We start from the raw sequence: 18,276 nt of genomic DNA on the forward strand, positions 1-18,276 counted from the left end.
TCAGGTCCAGATCTCGGGCCAGTTCCGCCGGGTAAGCGGGATGGTCGAGCAGGGTCAAGATGATCCGGGATCGAGTGGGGTCGGCCAGTGCACGACCCAGGCGGTTCATCACGTCGAGACGCGAAGCAATAGTCAGCATGGACTGAACTATACAACGCGCACTGAACACTCGGTCACAGGCGTCAGCCCAGATCGCATGCCCGTAAGGGGAACCCTCACCGGACACCACCGCTACTTATCGAGAGGAACGACGGCACGCCTGGCGGGCTGTGTGACTTTCGCTGTTAAATGGCGGTGTTCTGTCGATGCTCAGTGGCGGTCTTTGTTCAGGTGGTGCCGATGACGAGGGTGCTGGCGGCGGCTTCGATGACGTCGTTGGTGATGGTGTCGAGCTCGTTGATCTTCAGGACGCGCTCGATCTGCGGGAAGAGCCGCTCCAGCAGTCGGAAGTTCCCGCGGGTGATGCGGGTGATGGAAGCGATGGCTTGCGCGTCGGTGAAGTCCTCGGGGTCGAGGGTCTTGCCCAGGGAGCGCCAGTGGCGCTGGAGGACGAACAGCAGCTCGTCCGTGCCCAGGGGCCGGTATTGGTGGGCGAAGCCGACACGACTGTAGAACTGCGGGTAGTGGCTGAACTGCTTCTCCAGGCCGGGCATGCCGATCAGGATCAAGGCGATGTTGTCGCGGTCGTAGCGATCGCGCAGCAGCTCCAGCGCGGTGGGGCGGAGCCGTTCGGACTCATCGACGATGACCAGCTGCACGTGGTTCCTGCCGTGCCGTCGGCCCCACGTCTGCGGGGTGATCTGACCGACTGCCTCCAGATGCTGCTCGATGCAGATATTGGTGCGGGTGATCGCCTGGTCGAGTTCATCCTTCAGCACCCGTGGGGTGGTGAGCACGCTGGGGGTGTAGAGCACGGTACGACTCCGAGCGAGGGCGGCGTAGATCTTGGCGTCGCTGTCGGCGCGCGGACCCCAATAGGTCAGCAGGTCATAGGCCTTCTCCCAGTGGGCGTGGCGGCGCGCGGAGAGTGTCTTGCCCACCCCGGCCGGTCCGAAGCACAGACCGATGGTGTGGCCGCGGCGGACAGCGTCGGCGAACTCGGTGAAGCGGCGGTGCTCTTTGGTCACGATGAAGCGCTGGCTCACCTCAAGTCCTCCTTGTAGACTTTCAGCTTCCGCTTCGGTGCTGGGGCTGGCGGCTCGGCTGTCGATGGCGTCTCAGTGGTGTGCGCGGCTACGACGGCAATGCGTTCATTGATGCCTTGGCGCAGGGCGCGACGGCGCGCGTTGCGGGCAGCCTGGATCTCCTTGAGACTGATCTTCTCGTCGTGATGGTCCTGGTTGACGGCCTTGCACAGGAACTCGTCGTGGTCGAACACGCGGATCTCAGTGATATCGCGCGGGTCGTAGCGGATCACCACCGGCCGTCCGACGTAGCCGGCCAGCGTCGGGGAGACGTAGCGCAGCCCCTGGAAGCGGATGCCATCACGGCGCACCACCCGGGACTGGGCGACCGTGAGCAGCAGCCCGTCGAGGTCTTCCAGGCTCTCGGGCATGCGCGGCAGCCAGCCCTCGGCGATCCACGCGGTGCGCGGCGAGGCGCCGAGCTCGCTGTGGGTCCGGTCGTTGTAGGTGGCCACGAACCCCTCCACCGCGCTGTCGAGCTCGGCCAGGGACAGCTTCGGCGTCGGCGCGGGATGGCCCTCGGTGATGTGGCCGGGCAGGTCAGCGAGAAGCTCGGTGTTGACGGTGCCGAAGAACCGCTCGATCTTGCCCCGGCCCTGGGGACGGGCGACGGTGGAGTGGATCAGCCGGATGTGCAGGTCAACAGCGGTGCCGGCGAGGTGGCGGCTGATGAAGTCACTGCCGTGGTCGACATAGAGCACGTCCGGCAGCCCGCACATCGGCCACGCGGGGTCGCTCTTGTGCCAGATAGCCTGCCGCAGCGCCAGGGCGGTGTTCATCGCGGACGGCGCACCCAGGAAGACGGTGTAGCCGCAGATCGCGCGGGAGCAGTCATCGAGGATCGTCGTCAGCCAGGGGCGGACTGGTTTGCCGTCGGTGCCCACCACGAGAATGTCGAGCAGCGTGTGGTCACTTTGCCACATCGCATTCGGTTGCTCGGCGTGCCGGCGCAGCACCAGTTCGTGCTTGTCCCGGTAGGACGCCGCGCCCTCCAGGGCGAGGGTGACCATGCCCGGATCGAGGGCACCCGCGATCGAGCGGACCACCCCGTAGGAAGGCACCGGCCACCCTCGGGTACCGCAGATGTCGGTGACCTTGCGGTGGATCGTGGCGATCGCGGGCCGGGGCTTGCTGAGCGCCAGGCCCTCGATCAACCGCACGAGCTCCCTGGGCAGATGGTGGGCGCCGGCGTCCGAGCGCTGGCCTGTCTCCAGGCCCGCGTACCCGTCGGCACGGTAGCGGGCGTGCCAGCGCTCCAGGGTGCGCAGGCTGATCCCGGTCTCCCGGGCCAGGGCGCTCAGCGGGATACCGTCCTCGACGTGCAGCCGCAGGATGCGCCACCGCGCCGGCCCGTCCACCTCACACCTGCTCGGCGACGGCCTCGCGGGCACGGGCCGCCTGCCGATGGCGATAGAGCGTCGCCCGGGACCAGCCGACGAGTCGGGCGGCGTCCTCGGCGGTGCGGCCCTTCGCGCGGGCATCGCCCGCGATTTCGAGCTTCTCCGCGATCACGGCCGGGTCGACCGGGGGTCGGCCGAAGCGGGTGCCGTTCTGCTTCGCCGCGGCGATCCCCGCATTGACGCGTTCGGTGATCAGCTCGCGCTCATACTCGGCCAGGGTCGCGAGCATGCCCAGCATCATCCGGCCCGATGTCGTCTCCGGGTCGATCCCGTCCGAGACCGATCTGATCTTCACGCCCTGGCCGCGCAGCAGCGTGACCGTATTCAGGACGTCGAGCAGGGACCGGCCCAGCCGGTCGATGCGCCACACCACCACCGTGTCGCCGTCCTCGGCGTAGTCCAGCAGACGTTTCATCCCCGGTCGCTCGATCGCGGTCCGGCTACCCGAGGTCACATCGGAGAACACGTCCCGCTTCTGCACCCCGCCCTCCACCAGCGCATCGACTTGCAGCTGCGCGTCCTGCGTCGCCGTGCTCACCCGCGTATATCCCAGAAGCCTCATACCCCCAGCATGGTGCAGAAAGTCCTGGAAGTCACCGCCTTGAGGCACTTTCCGTCGAGACGACTTCGCAAGACAATCCCGAGAGCGCGTTCACGCAGGAAGCGAACCTGAGGCCGACCACCCGCTGAAAGTCTCATAAACCTGTACCCAACTGAGGCACCAGCTCGTCCGGTTTTGCCTGCATCGAAGTGCCGCGCCTTCGCTCTAAAACCTTCCAAGCTTCGCCGCCCGCACGCCATGCATAGCGCGCGCCGTGAGTCTCTCCCTCCGTCGACTTAACTACACCATCCATCCGGTACAGTTATGTCGTTCACGACGAGGGGAAGACGCGCATGTCCGCGATGACGAAGAGGCGACGCTGGTCGCTGCTGGTGACGGTTGGAGCAGGTCTGCTGCTGATCACCTTGGATAACTCGATTCTCTACACGGCCCTGCCGACGCTGACTGAGGAACTGCAGGCTTCGAACACACAGAACCTCTGGATCATCAATGCCTACCCCCTGGTGATGGCGGGGCTGTTGCTGGGCAGCGGAACCCTGGGGGATCGCATCGGCCACACGCGGATGTTTGTTGTCGGTCTGGTGATCTTCGGACTGGCTTCCCTGCTGGCAGCGTTCGCTCCGTCACCCGAGGTCCTGATCGCTGCGCGTGCTGTGCTCGCTGTCGGTGCGGCAGCGATGATGCCGGCCACCCTGGCGCTGATCCGCACCACTTTCACGGTCGAGCGTGAGCGCAATATCGCCATCGCGGTCTGGGGAAGTATGTCGGTCATCGCGTTCGCCCTCGGCCCGATTATTGGCGGCACACTCCTTGAGTTCTTCTGGTGGGGCTCGGTGTTCTTGATCAACGTGCCCGTTGTGGTGCTGGCGCTGGTCGCTACCTGGCTGATCCGCCCGGCCAACGACCCGGATCCCTCGAAGCGATGGGATGCCATCTCCTCGATCTTGGTGATGATCGGGCTTGTCGGAACGGTGATGGCCATCAAAGAGATCGGCCACGCGCCGCCCTCGGCAACGACCATCATTGTTGCGCTGCTCGTTGCTGCCATCGGGTTCTGGCTGTTCGTGCGCCGTCAGCGAGGTATGGAGCAACCTCTGTTGGAGTTCTCCATCTTCGGCAACCCGGCGTTCACTGCCGGAGTGCTGGCCGCGTCGTTCGCGATGTTCGCGATCGGGGGCATCCAGCTCGTCACCACGCAGCGATTCCAGCAGGTCGCCGGATTCAGCCCGCTGGAAGCTGGGCTCTTGGTCGCCGCGATCGCCGTGGGCACGTTGCCGACAGCGCTCCTGGGGGGCGCGTTCCTGCACCGCACCGGACTGCTCGCGCTCATCACCGGCGGTCTCGCCTTCGCCACCGGCGGCGTCGTGGTGACGGTCATCGGATTCCAGTCGTCCTTCGGCGTGCTGATCCTCGGACTGCTGTTGACCGGAGCTGGTATCGGAGCCGCCTTGGCGGTCGCCTCCACCGCGATTATCGGGAACGTGCCGGTGCGCCGAGCAGGCATGGCCGCCTCGATCGAAGAAGTCTCCTACGAGTTCGGCAGCCTCATTGCAGTGTCCGTGCTCGGGAGCCTGCTCACGGCTATCTACAGCGCCCGCGTCGTTCTACCCGACGGCGCCCCGGACGCGGCTGGCAACAGCATCGCTGAGGCACAGGCTGCTGCGCAGGGTGACGCAGAGATCCTCCAGGCGGCGGCGACGGCTTTCGACTCCGCCTACCTCGTTGTGATGCTGGTCGTCGCAGTCGTTCTCGCGGTGGGCGCAGTCATCACCGGAGTGCTTCTGCGCCGGTACCTGCCTGGCACCCAGTCACAGCTGCACTCCGAGCACTGACCGAGAAAGGACCGCCCATGCGGACCAGTAAACGGGACACGATCCTCAAGGCCGCCCTCAGCGTTGTCGAGACCGACGGCGTCACGGCGCTCACGTACGAATCCGTCGCCGCCGCCTCCGGACTCACCAAAGGCGGGCTGCTCTACCACTTCCCCTCGAAGGACGCCATGATGCTCGCGCTGCACGAACATCAAGCCCAGCACTGGGACGAGGAGATGATCCACGCACTGGGCAAGGACCCGGATGAGGCATCGCAGGATGAGCGACTCGCCGCCTATGCCCGAGTCAGCGCCCGCGGCGCCACCGGCGCGGAGTTACTGCTTATGCTCGAAGCGAGCACCGACAGCGAGCTCAGCAAGCCGTGGAAACGAGTCATCACTCGCTGGGTCCCCGACCCCGCCAGCATCGACCCGACCGACCCTCGGGCACTGCAGAAGATGGTCGCCTACCTCGCTGCCGACGGTCTTTGGCTCAGCGAATCCGTCGGCGCGATCCCACTACACCACAAGCTGCGCGCCGCGCTGGCAGAGCACCTCGCCCGCTCCGTCGCGGACGCAGACGAACTCCCGAGCAACGAGGCGAACCAATGAGCGTAAGCACCCAGCAGCGTTATGGACTTCCGCTTGTGGCAAGAGTCTCCATCGTCGCGGCCTTTCTCGAAGCCTTCACCTGGGCTGGTCTGCTCGCGGGGATGTTCCTCAAGTACGTGACGGGCACAACCGACGTCGGTGTCAGCATCTTCGGCGCCCTGCACGGCGGCATGTTCCTCATCTACCTCGCCATAGCGCTCATCACCGCCATCACCCTGCGGTGGCCATGGCGGGTCACAGCTCTCTCGATCATCGCCGCGGTACCGCCACTGACGACCATTCCCCTGGAGATCTGGCTACGTCGACGAGGACACCTCAGCTGCTGACGATGACACTGCCGCCCTCGCATCGGCGGCAGGACTCTCGACCACGGACGGCCAGACCACGCTTGTCATCGGTACCACCAACTAAAGCCGCCACGGAGCATCGACAGAACACCGCCATTTACCGGCGAAGGTCACAGGCGGGCTGTCCCGTAAGACCCGTCCGGTGAACTGTCCGGTGAAGGGAGGCTATATGACACACTGGGGAGCATGTCCCCCTTGAAGGTCGGCTATGCCCGAGTCTCCACCGACGAGCAGGACCTGACTGCGCAGCGTGACGGACTCGCGGCGTTCGGCGTCGATCCCAAGCGCATCTACGTCGATCACGGGCTCACGGGCCGCAACGCCGACCGTGAGGGCCTGCGGCAGGCGCTGGCTGCCTGTCGGGACGGCGATACGTTCGTGGTCACCAAGCTCGATCGGCTGGCGCGTTCGGTCCGTGATGCCCACCAGATCGCCGACGACCTCGCGGCGCGGGAAGTGAAGCTGAGCATCGCCGGATCGGTGTACGACCCGACCGACCCGATGGGGAAACTGTTGTTCAACGTGCTGGCGATGGTCGCCGAGTTCGAAGCCGACCTCATCCGTGCCCGCACCCGCGAGGGGATGAAGGTCGCCAAGGCCAAGGGCCGGCTGCGCGGGAAGTCACCGAAACTCACCCCCCGGCAAGAAGCTCACCTCGTCCAGCTACATGCTGCCGACGAGCACACCGTGGGCGAGCTGGCCGAGCTGTTCAGCGTGGGCCGCTCCACGGTCTACCGCGCCCTTCAGCGCGCCGAGCGCGGGCGCGAGAACGCCTTGCAGTAGGTGCGTCGTGGACGCTCGAGCGCGGTGGCGAATCCTCAGGCTCCACGTCGAGGACCAGGTGCCCCTCGCGCGCTTAGCTCGCGAGACCGATGTAGGGCTGCGGACCCTGGAGCGCTGGCACGCCCGCTACCGCGCCGACGGCTACGCCGGACTGGAGACAGCCTCACGAGCGGACGCCGGCTCCCGCCGCCTTCCGCCCGACCTCGTCGACCTGATCGAGGGCCTGGCACTGAGCAAGCCGCGGCCGGCCATCGCCACGATCCATCGCAAAGTCACGGGCATCTGCGCCGCCCGGAGGTGGCCGGTCCCCTCCTACTCGGTGGTGTGGGACATCGTGCGGACCCTGGATCCCGGCATGGTCACCCTCGCCCTGGAGGGCGCAGCGTCCTACCGCGACAAGCACGAGCTGGTGCTACGCCGGCAAGCAGAGCTGCCCAACGCGATGTGGCAATCCGATCACACCATGCTCGACATCCTGGTGGTGGGCACCGACGGCAAGCCCGCACGGCCATGGCTGACAACGATCCTCGACGACTGCTCCCGGGCGGTCTGCGGCTACACAGTCTTCCTGGGCGCACCGTCGGCGATGAACACCGCCCTGGCGCTGCGCCAAGCGATCTGGCACAAGACCGACCCGGCCTGGCCGATGTGCGGCCTGCCCGACGTGCTCTACGTCGACCACGGCAGCGACTTCACCAGTGACCAGCTCGCCCACACCGCCGTCGACCTCCACATCCGATTGATCCACTCCACCGTCGCCCGACCCCAGGGACGGGGCAAGATCGAGCGGTTCTTCGGCACCATCAACACCGAGCTACTCGCCACCCTGCCCGGACACATCACCGAAGGGCACCCCTGGCCGACACCGAAGCTGTCCCTGGCCGCCCTCGATAGCGCCCTGGAGGCGTTCGTGGCCACCTACAACGACCGCACGCACAGCGAGCTCGGAACCTCCCCGCGCAGCGCGTGGATCGCCGATGGCTGGCTGCCCCGAATGCCCGAGACCCTGGAAGACCTCGACAGACTGCTGTTGACCGTCGCCAAGACCCGCGTCGTGCGCCGCGATGGCATCCGCTTCCAGGGCCTGCGCTACGTCTCGCCAACTCTGGCCGGCTACGTCGGACGCTCGGTCGTGATCCGCTACGACCCCCGCGACATCACCGAAATCCGCGTCTTCGATCACGACGAATTCGTCTGCAAGGCCGTCAACCAAGAACACCACGACCAGAAGGTCAGCCTCAAGGAGATCCAGGCCGCGCGCAACGCCCGCCGCCGAGCGCTGCGAGCCGGCATCAACGAACGCATCGCCCTCGTGGCCGCACCTACCGAGACACCACGGATCACCGAAGCACCGACTCCGGCGCCGAGGTCGGCGTTGAAGATCTACAAGGAGGACCTCAGGTGAGCCAGCGCTTCATCGTCACCAAGGAGCACCGCCGCTTCACCGAGTTCGCCGACGCCGTGCGCCGCGGGCACACCATCGGTTTGTGCTTCGGATCAGCCGGCGTAGGAAAGACACTCTCCGCGCGCCGCTACGCACACTACGAGAAGGCTCACGACCTGCTGACCTACTGGGGGCCGCGCTCCGACAACGACGCCAAGATCTACGCCGCCTTGAACCGGAGCCGCACCGTGCTCTACACCCCCAGCGTGCTCACCACCCCGCGGACCCTGAAGGACGAGCTGACCCAAGCCATCACCCGCACCAACATGTGCATCGAGCAGCACCTCGTACCTCCCGGCACGGCCACTCCCGAGGCCTGGGGATGGCGACACGGCAGGAACTACGTGGAACTGATCATCGTCGACGAGGCCGAACGACTGCGTCCCGCCGCTCTGGAACTGCTGCGCGATCGCTACGACCGCGACGACATCGCCCTGATCCTGATCGGCATGCCCGGCCTGGAGAAGCAGTTCAGCCACTACCCCCAGTTCTACAGCCGAGTCGGCTTCGCCCACCAGTACCGGCCCCTGGGACAAGACGAACTGCTGTTCGTCCTCGAGCGGCACTGGCGATCCCTCGGCAAGACCCTCGACCCCGACGACTTCACCGACGCCCAAGCCATCGCAGCCATCGCACGGATCACCCGCGGCAACTTCCGGCTCCTCGAACGCCTCTTCCCCCAGATCCAGCGGGTCCTGAAGATCAACGAACTCGACACCATCACCAACGACGTCATCGAAGCCGCACAGAGCACCCTGGTCATCGGCGTCACCTGACCCCGCCACGAAGCGACCGAAGAACCCCGCCATTCAGCAGACGAAGTCACAGGTCGGCCGCATCGCTCACTAGGCTGTCCCGGTGCCCACGAACTGGTACGCCGCCTGGTCCGACTCCGCCTTCTGGGCCACCAACGCGCCGAGCGGGCACTTCGACACCCCCAGCAGCCTGTGCCCGACCGCCCTGGCCGAGACGATCCGCAACGTCCTGGTGGAGCCGCCCGACCGGGTGATCGAGGTGGGCACGGGCGAGGGCATCCTGCTCGCCGAACTGGGGCGGATGTGGCCGGCGGCCCGGTTGGACGGTGTCGACCTGCGACCCCCCGCCGTTTCGGGTGGGCCGGCAGACCCCCGGTGGTGGGCGGGGGCCTGGGACACTCGGACCGAGTGCTGGTCCGGGGAGCTGACGCAACTGGTCGGGGAACTGTCCGGGCGGGTACTCCTGATCGCGATCGAGTGGCTGGACGACCTGCCGTGTCACGTGCTCGGCGACGGTTCGACCGAACTCGAAGACGCGGACCGCGACTGGCTGGATCGTTGGTGGCCGAGCGGAGCACGTCGCGAGGTGGGGCGTACCCGCGACCGCGCCTGGGCCTGGTGGGCCGCCCGCCTGCCCGCGGGGAGCACGCTGGTGACGGTCGACTACGGCCACACCCTGGCGACCCGCCCCGCCGAGGGCAGCTTCACGGGCTTCCGGGCCGGGCGTGCCGTCACACCGACCCCCGAGGACGCGGACCGCACCAACCTGACCGCCGCGGTGGCGGTCGACTCCCTGGCCGCCGAAGTGGAGCAACTCGGCTGCCGTCGCCTCGCCCTGCACCAGTTGATGGACCTCCCCGAACCCGCCTCGGCCGGAGCCGGCCTGGATGCACTCACCCGCCGCTCCCAGCACGCCGTCCTCCGCGACCCCGCGCGCTTCGGCCCCTTCTGGCTCATCGCCCACCAGGTGGCACCCCAGACCGATGCACTCCTGATCTCCCCACGCGATCAAGAGTGCACAGCGGGACACCACACCCAAGGGGAAGCCGCGTGCCGCGGGGACGCAGAATGGGGCGCTGGCACAATGACCCGGTGACCGAGCAGCAGCAACGCATCCTTGTCGGGGCCCTCTCCGCCGGGGTGCCGCGGACCGACCACACGGTGCTGCTCGATCTGGGCCTGGACCACCCGACCCGCGCCGGGCTGCTGGAGCTGCACCTGGGCACCTCCGACGATGTGATCACCAGCGCGCGGATCTCGCCCGGGGCGATGCATCGCGGTGCGGAAAAGCTGTTCGAGGTGCGCGATCTGCGGCAGATCCTGATGCTGGCCGACCGGCACGACTGGCAGGCCCCCTTCTCGGGCGAGCTGGCCGCCGTGCTGTGCTTCGAAGAACTCCTCCGCCTCGAACCGCCCGCCCGCGCCACCTGGTTGCGCACCCTGTTGGCCGAGCACACCCGCGCGCTCAGCCACCTCGGCTTCCTGAGCTGGGTCGCGCGGACCAGCGGGCCGTTGACCGCGCGGGTCAGGGCCGGCCGGGAGGCCCTGCACGAACAGACCCGCGTGCTCACCGGCAACCGGATCCACCCGATGGCCAACCGCCTCGGCGGCCTCGCCTGCGACCCCGATACCGGCTGGCTGGACGCCGAGCGAGCCCTCTGCGCCGAGCTCGCCGACCTGGCCAACGACCTGCGCGCCCACCTCGACGAGCAGTCCGTCGGCGCCGGCGTCACCCCCGTGACCGTCGGACAGGTCGACTCCTTCGGCCTTTCCGGTCCGCTGGCGCGCGCCAGCGGCGTACGCCTGGACCTCCGGCTGGACGCGCCCTATCTGGCGTACGCCGAGCTGGCCGCCCTGATTCCCGCCCGGCAGGCCCCCGACAGCGGCGACGCCGCATCCCGCTTTGCCCAGCTGAGCGCCGAGCTCGACCGCTCGGCCGCGCTGATCACCGCGTGCTGCGAGCGGCTGCCGACCGGCCCGGTCGCGGTGAAGCTGCCCAAGATCATCAAGCTCCCCGAGGCCGAGACGTTCACGGCGGTGGAGGCACCGCTCGGTCGCGCCGGCGTACGCGTGGTCTCCCGGGGCGGGAAGACCCCGTGGCGGATGAAACTGCGGACCCCGTCCTTCCACCATGTGGCGGCGCTGGAGAGCATCCTGCTCGGCTGTCCGGCCGACCAGGTCGAGACGACCCTGGCGTCGGTCGGCTATGTGATCGGCGACGTCGCCAAATAGCGCGCCAGCGGGAAAGCGCGAGCAGCAGCGCTCAGGCCTGCTTCTTGCCCTCCACCTCGACCACCGGCGGGAAGGCGAGTTGCTGCAGGTCGACCACGGTGGGGTGGTTACCGTCGGACCACAGGTCCTCGGCGGTGGGCAGCGCATCCCAGTCGGCGGCCACGGCGTGCCGCGGCATCGCCAGCACCTCGGCGGAGTCCTCCACCTCGCGCAGCGCCTCCAGTTCGGCCTCGCGGGTGGCCAGGTCCCGGCGCAGTTCGGCGACCTGCTCGTCGCGCTGGGTCAACCGGCTCTGCACCGCGACGTGGTCACCCTTGAGGGTTGACAACTCGGCGCGCAGGGAGCCGATCCGGCCCTGCAGCTCGACGATCCGGCGGTTGGCCCGGTGGTTGTGCTCGGCCAGCGAGGCCACCACCTCGCGATTCTGCGTACGCTCGGCCGACAGCTGGGCGCCGTGCGCCCGCAGCGCGTCGACCTTCTCGCGCAGGTGCTGCGCCCGCGCCTGACGCACCTCCGCCAGCGCGAAACGAACCGACAGCAGTGCGGCCACGACCGCGATCACCACACCGACCCGGGCCACCCAGAGGGGGCCGAAGGCGGCGGCGAGCGCCAGCACCGTACCGACGGTCAATACGACCTGGGTCAGCCGGTGCGAGGACGAAACTTCCCGGCTGCGCCGGCCCTGCTGCTTGCTGCTCACGAGCGTCAGCCTAGATCTGCGAACCCGACCCGGACCGCAGAAACGCGGGCGACAACTGAGAAGTTGCAAACCGTCAGCCGGGCTGACCACCGTTCGTTGCCGAGGCGTCATCCTCCTCGGGCGGATCGGGCACCCGACAGGCCCGTTCCAGCGCCAACCCGGCCACCGCGATCCCCACCCCGGCCACGGCCGCGACCAGCCCCCGCACCAACCGCTGCTGCGGCGCCTCTGCCTCGAGGTGTCCCAGCGACAGCAGCGCGAACGCCAGATAACCTCCGGCGATCGCCGCACCCCCGACCGCGCTGGCCTTGCCGAAGGCGAGGAAGGTGACCGCACGCTGGGGTTCGATCCGCTCCCGCCGGGTCTGGATCCGACGCCAGGTGGTGTACGCCAGCCCAGCGACCAGGGCGACCACGAACCAGAGCACCAGCGGACCGACCCAGGGCAGCTGCGGCGGCTGGCCGGTGAGCCACTCCAGGCTGCGGACGAACAGCCAGGCGCCGACCGCGCCGACGAGCACGGCGATGCCGAGGTCGCGGGGTCGGGTCAGCCCCAGCCGCGATTCGTCGGCCAAGCTCAGTCCTCCAGCGTCAGGTCGTCGCGGCGGCGTACGCCGGAGGTGTCGACCTGGGCGAGCAGGTCGGCGATCGGCCCCTTGCCCGGGATGCTGGCGCCGGGGTCGACATCGTGCCAGGGCACCAGGACGAAGGCTCGCTCGTGGGCGCGCGGGTGCGGCAGCTGGAGGTGCTCGTCGGAGACCTCCCGCCTGCCGACGATCAGCAGGTCGACATCGAGGGTGCGCGGGCCGTTGAGCTCGACGCGGTTGCGCCCGTAGGCGTCCTCGATCGCGTGTGCACGCTCCAGCAGGGTGCGCGGCTGCAGGGTGGTCTCGGTGACCACCACCGCGTTCAGGAAGGTCGGACTGCCCTCGGGTGCGCCGACGGGTTCGGTCTCATAGACCGGCGACACGTCGACGACGATCACGTCGGGGGTGGAGCGCAGGGTGGTCAGCGCACCCTGCAGGTTCTCCAGCCGGTCGCCCAGGTTGGAACCGAGCGCGAACACGGCGGTGGACAGGGGGCGCATGCCGCTCAGGGTGTCGACATCAACAGCGAAGGGGTGGGTCATCATCTGCTCCTGCTCACGGTCACGGAGACGTCGGTCACCGGAACCTCTACGGGGGCCTGGGGTTTGTGCACCGTGACCCTGACCCCGGTGACCCGCTGGTCGGCCAGGCAGGTGTTCGCGATGCGGCCCGCAAGTGCCTCGATGGTATCGAGCGGGGGTCCGCCGATCTCGGCATGGACGGCGTTGGCCAGGTGACCATAGTCGACCGTGTCGGCCAGGTCGTCACTCGAGGCGACAGCGGCGAGGTCGACCTCCAGCTGGACGTCGACGATGAACGTCTGCCCGTTCCGCTTCTCGTGCGCGAAGACGCCGTGATGACCGAACCCGGTGATCCCGGTCAGCGAGATCAGGTCCATCGTCTCCTCCTCCCTGCCGCCGCAGGCACACCCTAGCCGCAGCCGGGAAACTCACCGGAAACGAGCCGCGACCGCGATCGCGTCCCGGTGGGCGCGCACCGAGTGGGTACGCACGGCCCAGACCCCCTGCCGGGCCAGCAGCGTGGTGATCGCCACCGACGCCTGGTCCCGCTCCCGCGGAGGCCGCGGCCCGGAGGCGTCGGCCAACAACTCACCGAGGAACCGTTTGCGGGACACCCCGACCAGCAACGGGTACTCCAGCTCGGCGAACACGTCCAACCGCCGCAAGAGGCCCCAGTTGTGCTCACCGGTCTTGGCGAACCCGATCCCGGGGTCCAGGATCAGGTTGTCGGCGGCGATCCCGGCCGCCAGCGCCTGCCGCGCCCGATCCAGCAGCTCGGCGCGCACCTCGGCGACCACGTCGTCATAGCGGGCGGCCGCGGCCATCGTGGTGGAGTGCGCCCGCCAGTGCATCGCCACATAGGGGACGCCGAGCTCGGCTGCGGTCCGCAGCATCTCCGGATCGGCCAGCCCGCCGGACACGTCGTTGATCACCGCGGCGCCCAGGCGTACGGTCTGCCGCGCCACCTCGGCCCGCATCGTGTCCACCGACACGACCACCCCGGCCGCCGCCAACGCCTCGACCACCGGCAGCACGCGGCGCAACTCCTCGGCCTCATCGGTGCGCCGAATCCCCGGCCGGGTGGACTCGCCACCCACGTCGACCAGGTGCGCGCCCGCCCGGACCAGCGCGAGCCCGTGCGCGATCGCGCGCTGATGGTCGAAGAAGTCTCCTCCGTCGGAGAAGGAGTCGGGGGTGACGTTGAGGATGCCCATCACCCGGGTCGGGGCGGGAGCGAACAGGGGCAACGGCACCCCGGCAGCCTATCGGCCGTCGAAGATCAGGCTCATCGCCTCGGCCCGGGTGGCCGGGTTGAGCAGTTGGCCGCGGACCGCGCTGGTCACCGTCTTCGAACCGGGCTTGCGGACCCCACGCATGGTCATGCACAGGTGCTCGCACTCGAACACCACGATCGCCCCGCGCGGGTCGAGGTGCTCGACCAGCGCGTCGGCGACCTGGGTGGTCAGCCGCTCCTGCACCTGCGGGCGCTTGGCGAACGTGTCGACCAGCCGGGCCAGCTTGCTCAGGCCGGTCACCCGCCCCTCGAGCGCGGGGATGTAACCCACGTGCGCAACCCCGGTGAACGGCACCAGGTGGTGCTCACAGCAGCTCCACACCTCGATGTCGCGGACCAGCACCAACTCGTCGTGGGCGATGTCGAAAGTCGTGCCGAGGATCTCGGCGGGGTTTTGCCGCATCCCGGCAAACATCTCGGCGTACGCCCGCGCCACCCGATCGGGGGTCGCCTTCAGCCCGTCCCGGTCGGGGTCCTCCCCGATGCCGATCAGGATCTCGCGGACCGCGGCACTGACGCGCGCGTGGTCGAATTCGTGCATCCTCGGAGCATAGTGGCCCTCAGCGACGTTGCTCACCCGCCGCTCAGGAAGACCAGCACCGGCAGCCCGTTGATCCCGATGTGCAACAGGATGGGCGGCCAGAGCCGTCGGTAGCGGCTCCACAGGTATCCCAGGAGCAGACCGACCACGCCCTGCTGGGCGACCACCGCGGCCACCCGGTCGGGCCACCACCACAAGCCCTGCCCGTGACTGCCCAGGTGCATCAACCCGAACGCCAGCGCCGCGACCAGCAGCCCGAGGATCGGTCCGCTCAGTACCTCCAGCCTGGTTTGCAGCCACCGGCGGAAGAACACCTCTTCCAGCACTCACGCGGTGAGCGCGGTCACCGCGGCCACGAGAACCAGGGTGACCGCGTCGACGCCGGGGGCAGCCATTCTCGTCGCCCACGGACCGACGTGGGTGAGGATCAGGTATCCCAGCACCGGCACGAGCAGCCAGCCCGACCGCGGCCCCAGGTCGACCGATGGCGAGGGCCGGCGGCGGCCCACCCACCAGAGCAGAGCACCGGGCAGCAGCACCTTCCAGAGCAGATAGTCGGCTTCGGCGTTGAATTTTGGCAACCCGGCGCTCAGCACGAAACCGAGCTCAGCCATCAGCAGCACGATGACCAGGCCCCATCCCCGAGACCGGTCGGTGGATGGTTCGGGTGCCCACGCGGGGCGGAGCGGCAGGAAGCGGGTGACGATCAGGGCAACTGCTGCCGGCAGGACCGTCGCCCACACCGGCTGGGAGCTCGCGCCGGGATCACTCGAGGAGGGCAGCCCGGCGGGAAACCGAATCGCCACCCAGCCGATCGCCGCCGCATAAGCCGCAATCGGCGTCGTCACGACAGCCCGTCGCAGGGACGCGCTCACACCTCCTCCACCGGGTGTTGGCGCCCCAGCCCCAGGCCCGCCGCGATCCGGTCGGCGGCGCGGTGCCAGACCCACTCCACCGGGCCGCGGCCGAACCGGCGGTTCCAGGCGTACGCCGCAGCGGCCAGCAGCGCGACGACGCCCAGCTGGACCGCAACGGTGACCGGAAGCCTGTGGGTGGGCGGCATCGCGTTGAGCCCGATCCCCCAGCCCTGGAACAGAAACCCGCAGATCAGGTTCTGCAGGATGTACGCCGACAGCGCCACTCGTCCAACGTCGGCGGCGCGTCGAGACCACCAGCCGCGGCCGGTGCGGACCAGCTGGGCGATCAGGGCGAGCAGCCCGAACGCCACCACCGGGGCCAGCAGATAGCGGCAGACCAGGATCGAGGGCGGCCACAGCATGGCCAGGGTCAGGTCCGCGACGGCGGCCACGGCACCCACCACGATCAGTCCGCGCCGCAGCCGGAGGCCGCGTTCGTCGAACACTCCGGAACGCCACAGCCACGCGCCGGCCAGGAACATCGCCACCGAGAGCGTGAAGATGGCCACCGGTTCGAGCCGGAACAGCAGCAGGTTATCGATCCGGAACTCAACCAGGTCCCACCAGCTGCCGTCGCGGTAGGGATTCGGCGCCAACGGCCGGGGCTCCTCGGGACCCGCGATCGCCAGCCCCCAGGTGCCCAGCAGCACGAGCGCGGTGTGCACGGCCGCGCAGACGATCATCCAGCCGCGCTGGATCCGCGGCGCGGCGACCACCAGCCTGGCGACCAGCAGCGACACCACCGCATATCCCATCAGCACGTCGAATTCGGCGATCAGCAGGTAGTGCAGCAACCCCTCGGCGAAGAGCAGGGCTGCCCGCACCGGATAGCCGCCGGGCCAGGGATGTCCGCGGCGCCGGGCCGACTCGGCCTGGATCGCCAGCCCGATGCCGAACATGATCGTCAGCAGGCCGAGGAATTTCCCGTTCGCCAGTGCCATCCCGAACCGTTCGGCTCCCTGCTGCCAGCCGGGTGCGCCGAGGCTGGTCGGCTGGTTCAGATAACCGATCAGGCCGCCGACGTGGCTGAAGATCCAGATGTTGGTGGCCAGGGTTCCGGCGATCGCGATCCCGCGGGCGACGTCGAGGGCCGCCACCCGGGGGCGGGAGGTGGTGTTCATCCGAACTCCTTTTTATCTCACTCGAGATAAATAAGAGGGTAGCACGGCTGAGATACGATGGCGCAGTGCCGAAGATCGTGGACCCCGAGCAGCGCCGCGCCGAGGTGGTCGAGGCCGTCTTCCGACTGGTCGACCGCGGTGGCATCGAGTCGGCCTCACTGCGCAATGTGGCGACCGAGGCAGGGCTCAACGTCGGATCGGTCCGGCACTACTTCACCTCCCACGACGATCTGCTGTTGGCCGCTGCCGAGGAGATGACGCGGCGGGTGGAGAACCGGATCGCCGCACGAGCTCCCGCGCTGTCCCGGGCCTACGCCGCGCACGACCTGGTGGCGGTGGGCCGCGGTCTGACCGCCGTCTTCGCCGAGCTGCTGCCGTTGGACGCCACCCGGCGCCGCGAATGCGCGGTCTGGTTGGCCTTCGTCGAACGCTCCCGGGTGCAGCCGGAGCTGCGCGCCGCCGCGGACGAGGTGCACATCCTGGTCCGCGACGCCACCCGACGGATGCTGGCAGGCGCCGGAGTGCCGCGGCCGGCCGATGCGGCCGAGTGCCTGCTGGCCGGGGTGGACGGGCTGACCCTGACCGGGCTGCAGTTGCCGGAGCGCTATCCCCCCGCTCGGCTGCGTCGGTTGCTGCGCCAGCTGGTGGCGCTGGCACTCACCGGGGCCGACTAGCATCGGCGCCGTGCGCAGCGTCAAGGTGATCGGCATCGGTACCGGTGGGTTGGATCAGCTCACCCTGGCGGCGGTCCGCGCCCTCGGCGAGGTCGACCGCTTCCTGGTGGCCGACAAGGGTGGGGAGACCGCCGAACTGGTCCGGCTGCGCACCGAGCTCATCTCCCGGTATGCCCCGAAGGCCGAGGTGGTGCTGGTGCCGGACCCGCCGCGTGACCGTTCGGCCGAACGACCGGGGGCGGACGGGGCTGGCTATCTGGGCCATGTGGCCGAGTGGCACGCCGCCCGGGCCCGGGCGTACGCCGACCGGCTCGCCCCTGCAAACCCTGCTGGGGAAAGCGGCACCACCGGATTTCTGGTCTGGGGGGATCCGGCGTTCTATGACTCCACCCTGCGCATCGTCGACCGCATCCGCGGGCTCGGGTACGACTTCGAGCTGGAGGTGATCCCGGGAATCTCCGCCCCACAGGCACTTGCCGCCGCCCACCAGATCGCACTGAACCGGATCGGCAGCCCCGTGCACATCACCACCGGCCGCCGGTTGCGCTCCGAGTGGAGCATGGAGCTGGGTGACGTGGTGGTGATGCTCGACGGGCACCTGACCTGCCGCGAGCTGGTCGGACGAGGGTTGGAGATCTTCTGGGGTGCCTATCTGGGTAGCCCGGATCAGGTGCTGCGCAGCGGCGCCCTGGACGAGGTGATCGACGAGCTGGTCAGCCTGCGCGCGGGTCTGCGCGCCGAGCACGGCTGGGTGATGGACACCTATCTGCTGCGCCCGCTCGGCTGAGCCGGT

At 68.7% G+C, this 18,276-nt stretch carries 22 protein-coding genes and 1 pseudogene; 10 read left to right on the top strand and 13 right to left on the bottom strand.

Features of this window, described 5'->3' with window-relative positions:
- The 4 genes and pseudogenes from CGZ93_RS04440 to CGZ93_RS04455 all read right to left on the bottom strand — a co-directional run.
- Positions 1-139: pseudogene (locus tag CGZ93_RS04440) on the bottom strand (Cd(II)/Pb(II)-sensing metalloregulatory transcriptional regulator CmtR); the annotation flags it as partial.
- A gap of 187 nt (positions 140-326) precedes the next feature.
- Positions 327-1,145, bottom strand: coding sequence for an AAA family ATPase (locus CGZ93_RS04445; protein WP_094362959.1), 819 nt, complete (start codon positions 1,143-1,145; stop codon positions 327-329).
- Positions 1,142-2,542: a Mu transposase C-terminal domain-containing protein gene (locus CGZ93_RS04450; protein WP_017836497.1), complete on the bottom strand. Its 1,401-nt coding sequence runs from the start codon at positions 2,540-2,542 to the stop codon at positions 1,142-1,144. Before CGZ93_RS04450 ends, CGZ93_RS04445 begins: the two co-directional genes overlap by 4 nt.
- Position 2,543: 1 nt before the next feature.
- Entirely contained in the window at positions 2,544-3,146 is a 603-nt protein-coding gene (locus CGZ93_RS04455; protein WP_017836496.1) for a recombinase family protein, read from the bottom strand.
- A gap of 332 nt (positions 3,147-3,478) precedes the next feature.
- Between CGZ93_RS04455 and CGZ93_RS04460 the strand changes: the two genes are divergently transcribed.
- From CGZ93_RS04460 to CGZ93_RS04495, 8 genes are all read left to right on the top strand, one after another.
- A complete protein-coding gene (locus CGZ93_RS04460; protein ID WP_094362960.1) occupies positions 3,479-4,978 on the top strand; it encodes an MFS transporter in 1,500 nt (499 codons plus the stop codon).
- Positions 4,979-4,995: 17 nt separating this feature from the next.
- Positions 4,996-5,568, top strand: a complete 573-nt coding sequence (locus tag CGZ93_RS04465; RefSeq protein ID WP_094362961.1) for a TetR/AcrR family transcriptional regulator — start codon at positions 4,996-4,998, stop codon at positions 5,566-5,568.
- Positions 5,565-5,894: a DUF3817 domain-containing protein gene (locus tag CGZ93_RS04470; protein ID WP_141211077.1), complete on the top strand. Its 330-nt coding sequence runs from the start codon at positions 5,565-5,567 to the stop codon at positions 5,892-5,894. Before CGZ93_RS04465 ends, CGZ93_RS04470 begins: the two co-directional genes overlap by 4 nt.
- Before the next feature lie 216 nt (positions 5,895-6,110).
- Positions 6,111-6,698, top strand: a complete 588-nt coding sequence (locus CGZ93_RS04475) for a recombinase family protein (protein ID WP_006215039.1) — start codon at positions 6,111-6,113, stop codon at positions 6,696-6,698.
- Between the two features lie 7 nt (positions 6,699-6,705).
- Positions 6,706-8,103, top strand: a complete 1,398-nt coding sequence (locus tag CGZ93_RS04480) for a Mu transposase C-terminal domain-containing protein (RefSeq protein ID WP_094362962.1) — start codon at positions 6,706-6,708, stop codon at positions 8,101-8,103.
- The gene (locus CGZ93_RS04485; protein WP_037161208.1) at positions 8,100-8,918 is read left to right on the top strand and encodes an AAA family ATPase; all 819 of its coding nucleotides are present in this window, start codon (positions 8,100-8,102) and stop codon (positions 8,916-8,918) included. The genes CGZ93_RS04480 and CGZ93_RS04485 overlap by 4 nt, the downstream gene beginning before the upstream one ends.
- An 82-nt stretch (positions 8,919-9,000) precedes the next feature.
- Positions 9,001-9,993, top strand: coding sequence for a class I SAM-dependent methyltransferase (locus CGZ93_RS04490; RefSeq protein ID WP_094362963.1), 993 nt, complete (start codon positions 9,001-9,003; stop codon positions 9,991-9,993).
- Entirely contained in the window at positions 9,990-11,129 is a 1,140-nt protein-coding gene (locus CGZ93_RS04495) for an NADH-quinone oxidoreductase subunit D-related protein (protein ID WP_176451629.1), read from the top strand. The genes CGZ93_RS04490 and CGZ93_RS04495 overlap by 4 nt, the downstream gene beginning before the upstream one ends.
- Before the next feature lie 31 nt (positions 11,130-11,160).
- On the opposite strand, the gene CGZ93_RS04500 is transcribed toward CGZ93_RS04495, so the two are convergent.
- From CGZ93_RS04500 to CGZ93_RS04540, 9 genes are all read right to left on the bottom strand, one after another.
- Positions 11,161-11,829, bottom strand: a complete 669-nt coding sequence (locus tag CGZ93_RS04500; protein ID WP_094362965.1) for a hypothetical protein — start codon at positions 11,827-11,829, stop codon at positions 11,161-11,163.
- 73 nt (positions 11,830-11,902) lie between these two features.
- Entirely contained in the window at positions 11,903-12,403 is a 501-nt protein-coding gene (locus CGZ93_RS04505) for a DUF3180 domain-containing protein (RefSeq protein WP_176451630.1), read from the bottom strand.
- Positions 12,404-12,405: 2 nt separating this feature from the next.
- Entirely contained in the window at positions 12,406-12,960 is a 555-nt protein-coding gene (folK, locus tag CGZ93_RS04510; RefSeq protein WP_407643925.1) for a 2-amino-4-hydroxy-6-hydroxymethyldihydropteridine diphosphokinase, read from the bottom strand.
- Positions 12,957-13,313, bottom strand: coding sequence for a dihydroneopterin aldolase (gene folB, locus CGZ93_RS04515; RefSeq protein WP_094362968.1), 357 nt, complete (start codon positions 13,311-13,313; stop codon positions 12,957-12,959). Before folB ends, folK begins: the two co-directional genes overlap by 4 nt.
- Before the next feature lie 51 nt (positions 13,314-13,364).
- Positions 13,365-14,150, bottom strand: coding sequence for a dihydropteroate synthase (folP, locus tag CGZ93_RS04520; RefSeq protein ID WP_094363061.1), 786 nt, complete (start codon positions 14,148-14,150; stop codon positions 13,365-13,367).
- A gap of 48 nt (positions 14,151-14,198) precedes the next feature.
- Positions 14,199-14,771 carry a GTP cyclohydrolase I FolE gene (gene folE / locus CGZ93_RS04525; RefSeq protein ID WP_094362969.1) on the bottom strand — a complete coding sequence of 191 codons (573 nt, stop codon included), beginning with the start codon at positions 14,769-14,771 and terminating at the stop codon, positions 14,199-14,201.
- Positions 14,772-14,803: 32 nt separating this feature from the next.
- Positions 14,804-15,097: a CPBP family intramembrane glutamic endopeptidase gene (locus CGZ93_RS04530; protein WP_094362970.1), complete on the bottom strand. Its 294-nt coding sequence runs from the start codon at positions 15,095-15,097 to the stop codon at positions 14,804-14,806.
- A complete protein-coding gene (locus tag CGZ93_RS04535; protein WP_094362971.1) occupies positions 15,098-15,619 on the bottom strand; it encodes a hypothetical protein in 522 nt (173 codons plus the stop codon). It lies immediately after the preceding gene.
- 23 nt (positions 15,620-15,642) lie between these two features.
- Positions 15,643-16,809 (bottom strand): DUF418 domain-containing protein, encoded by a 1,167-nt coding sequence (locus CGZ93_RS04540; protein WP_094362972.1) that lies wholly within the window; start codon positions 16,807-16,809, stop codon positions 15,643-15,645.
- A 65-nt stretch (positions 16,810-16,874) separates the two neighbouring features.
- On the opposite strand from CGZ93_RS04540, the gene CGZ93_RS04545 reads away from it, so the two are divergent.
- On the top strand, positions 16,875-17,483 hold the full coding sequence (locus tag CGZ93_RS04545) for a TetR/AcrR family transcriptional regulator (RefSeq protein ID WP_094362973.1): 609 nt from the start codon (positions 16,875-16,877) through the stop codon (positions 17,481-17,483).
- Positions 17,484-17,493: 10 nt separating this feature from the next.
- Positions 17,494-18,270 carry a precorrin-6A synthase (deacetylating) gene (gene cobF, locus CGZ93_RS04550; RefSeq protein WP_094362974.1) on the top strand — a complete coding sequence of 259 codons (777 nt, stop codon included), beginning with the start codon at positions 17,494-17,496 and terminating at the stop codon, positions 18,268-18,270.
- Positions 18,271-18,276 lie beyond the last annotated feature (6 nt).

Origin of the sequence: Enemella dayhoffiae, assembly GCF_002250625.1 — a bacterium.
Classification (GTDB): domain Bacteria; phylum Actinomycetota; class Actinomycetes; order Propionibacteriales; family Propionibacteriaceae; genus Enemella; species Enemella dayhoffiae.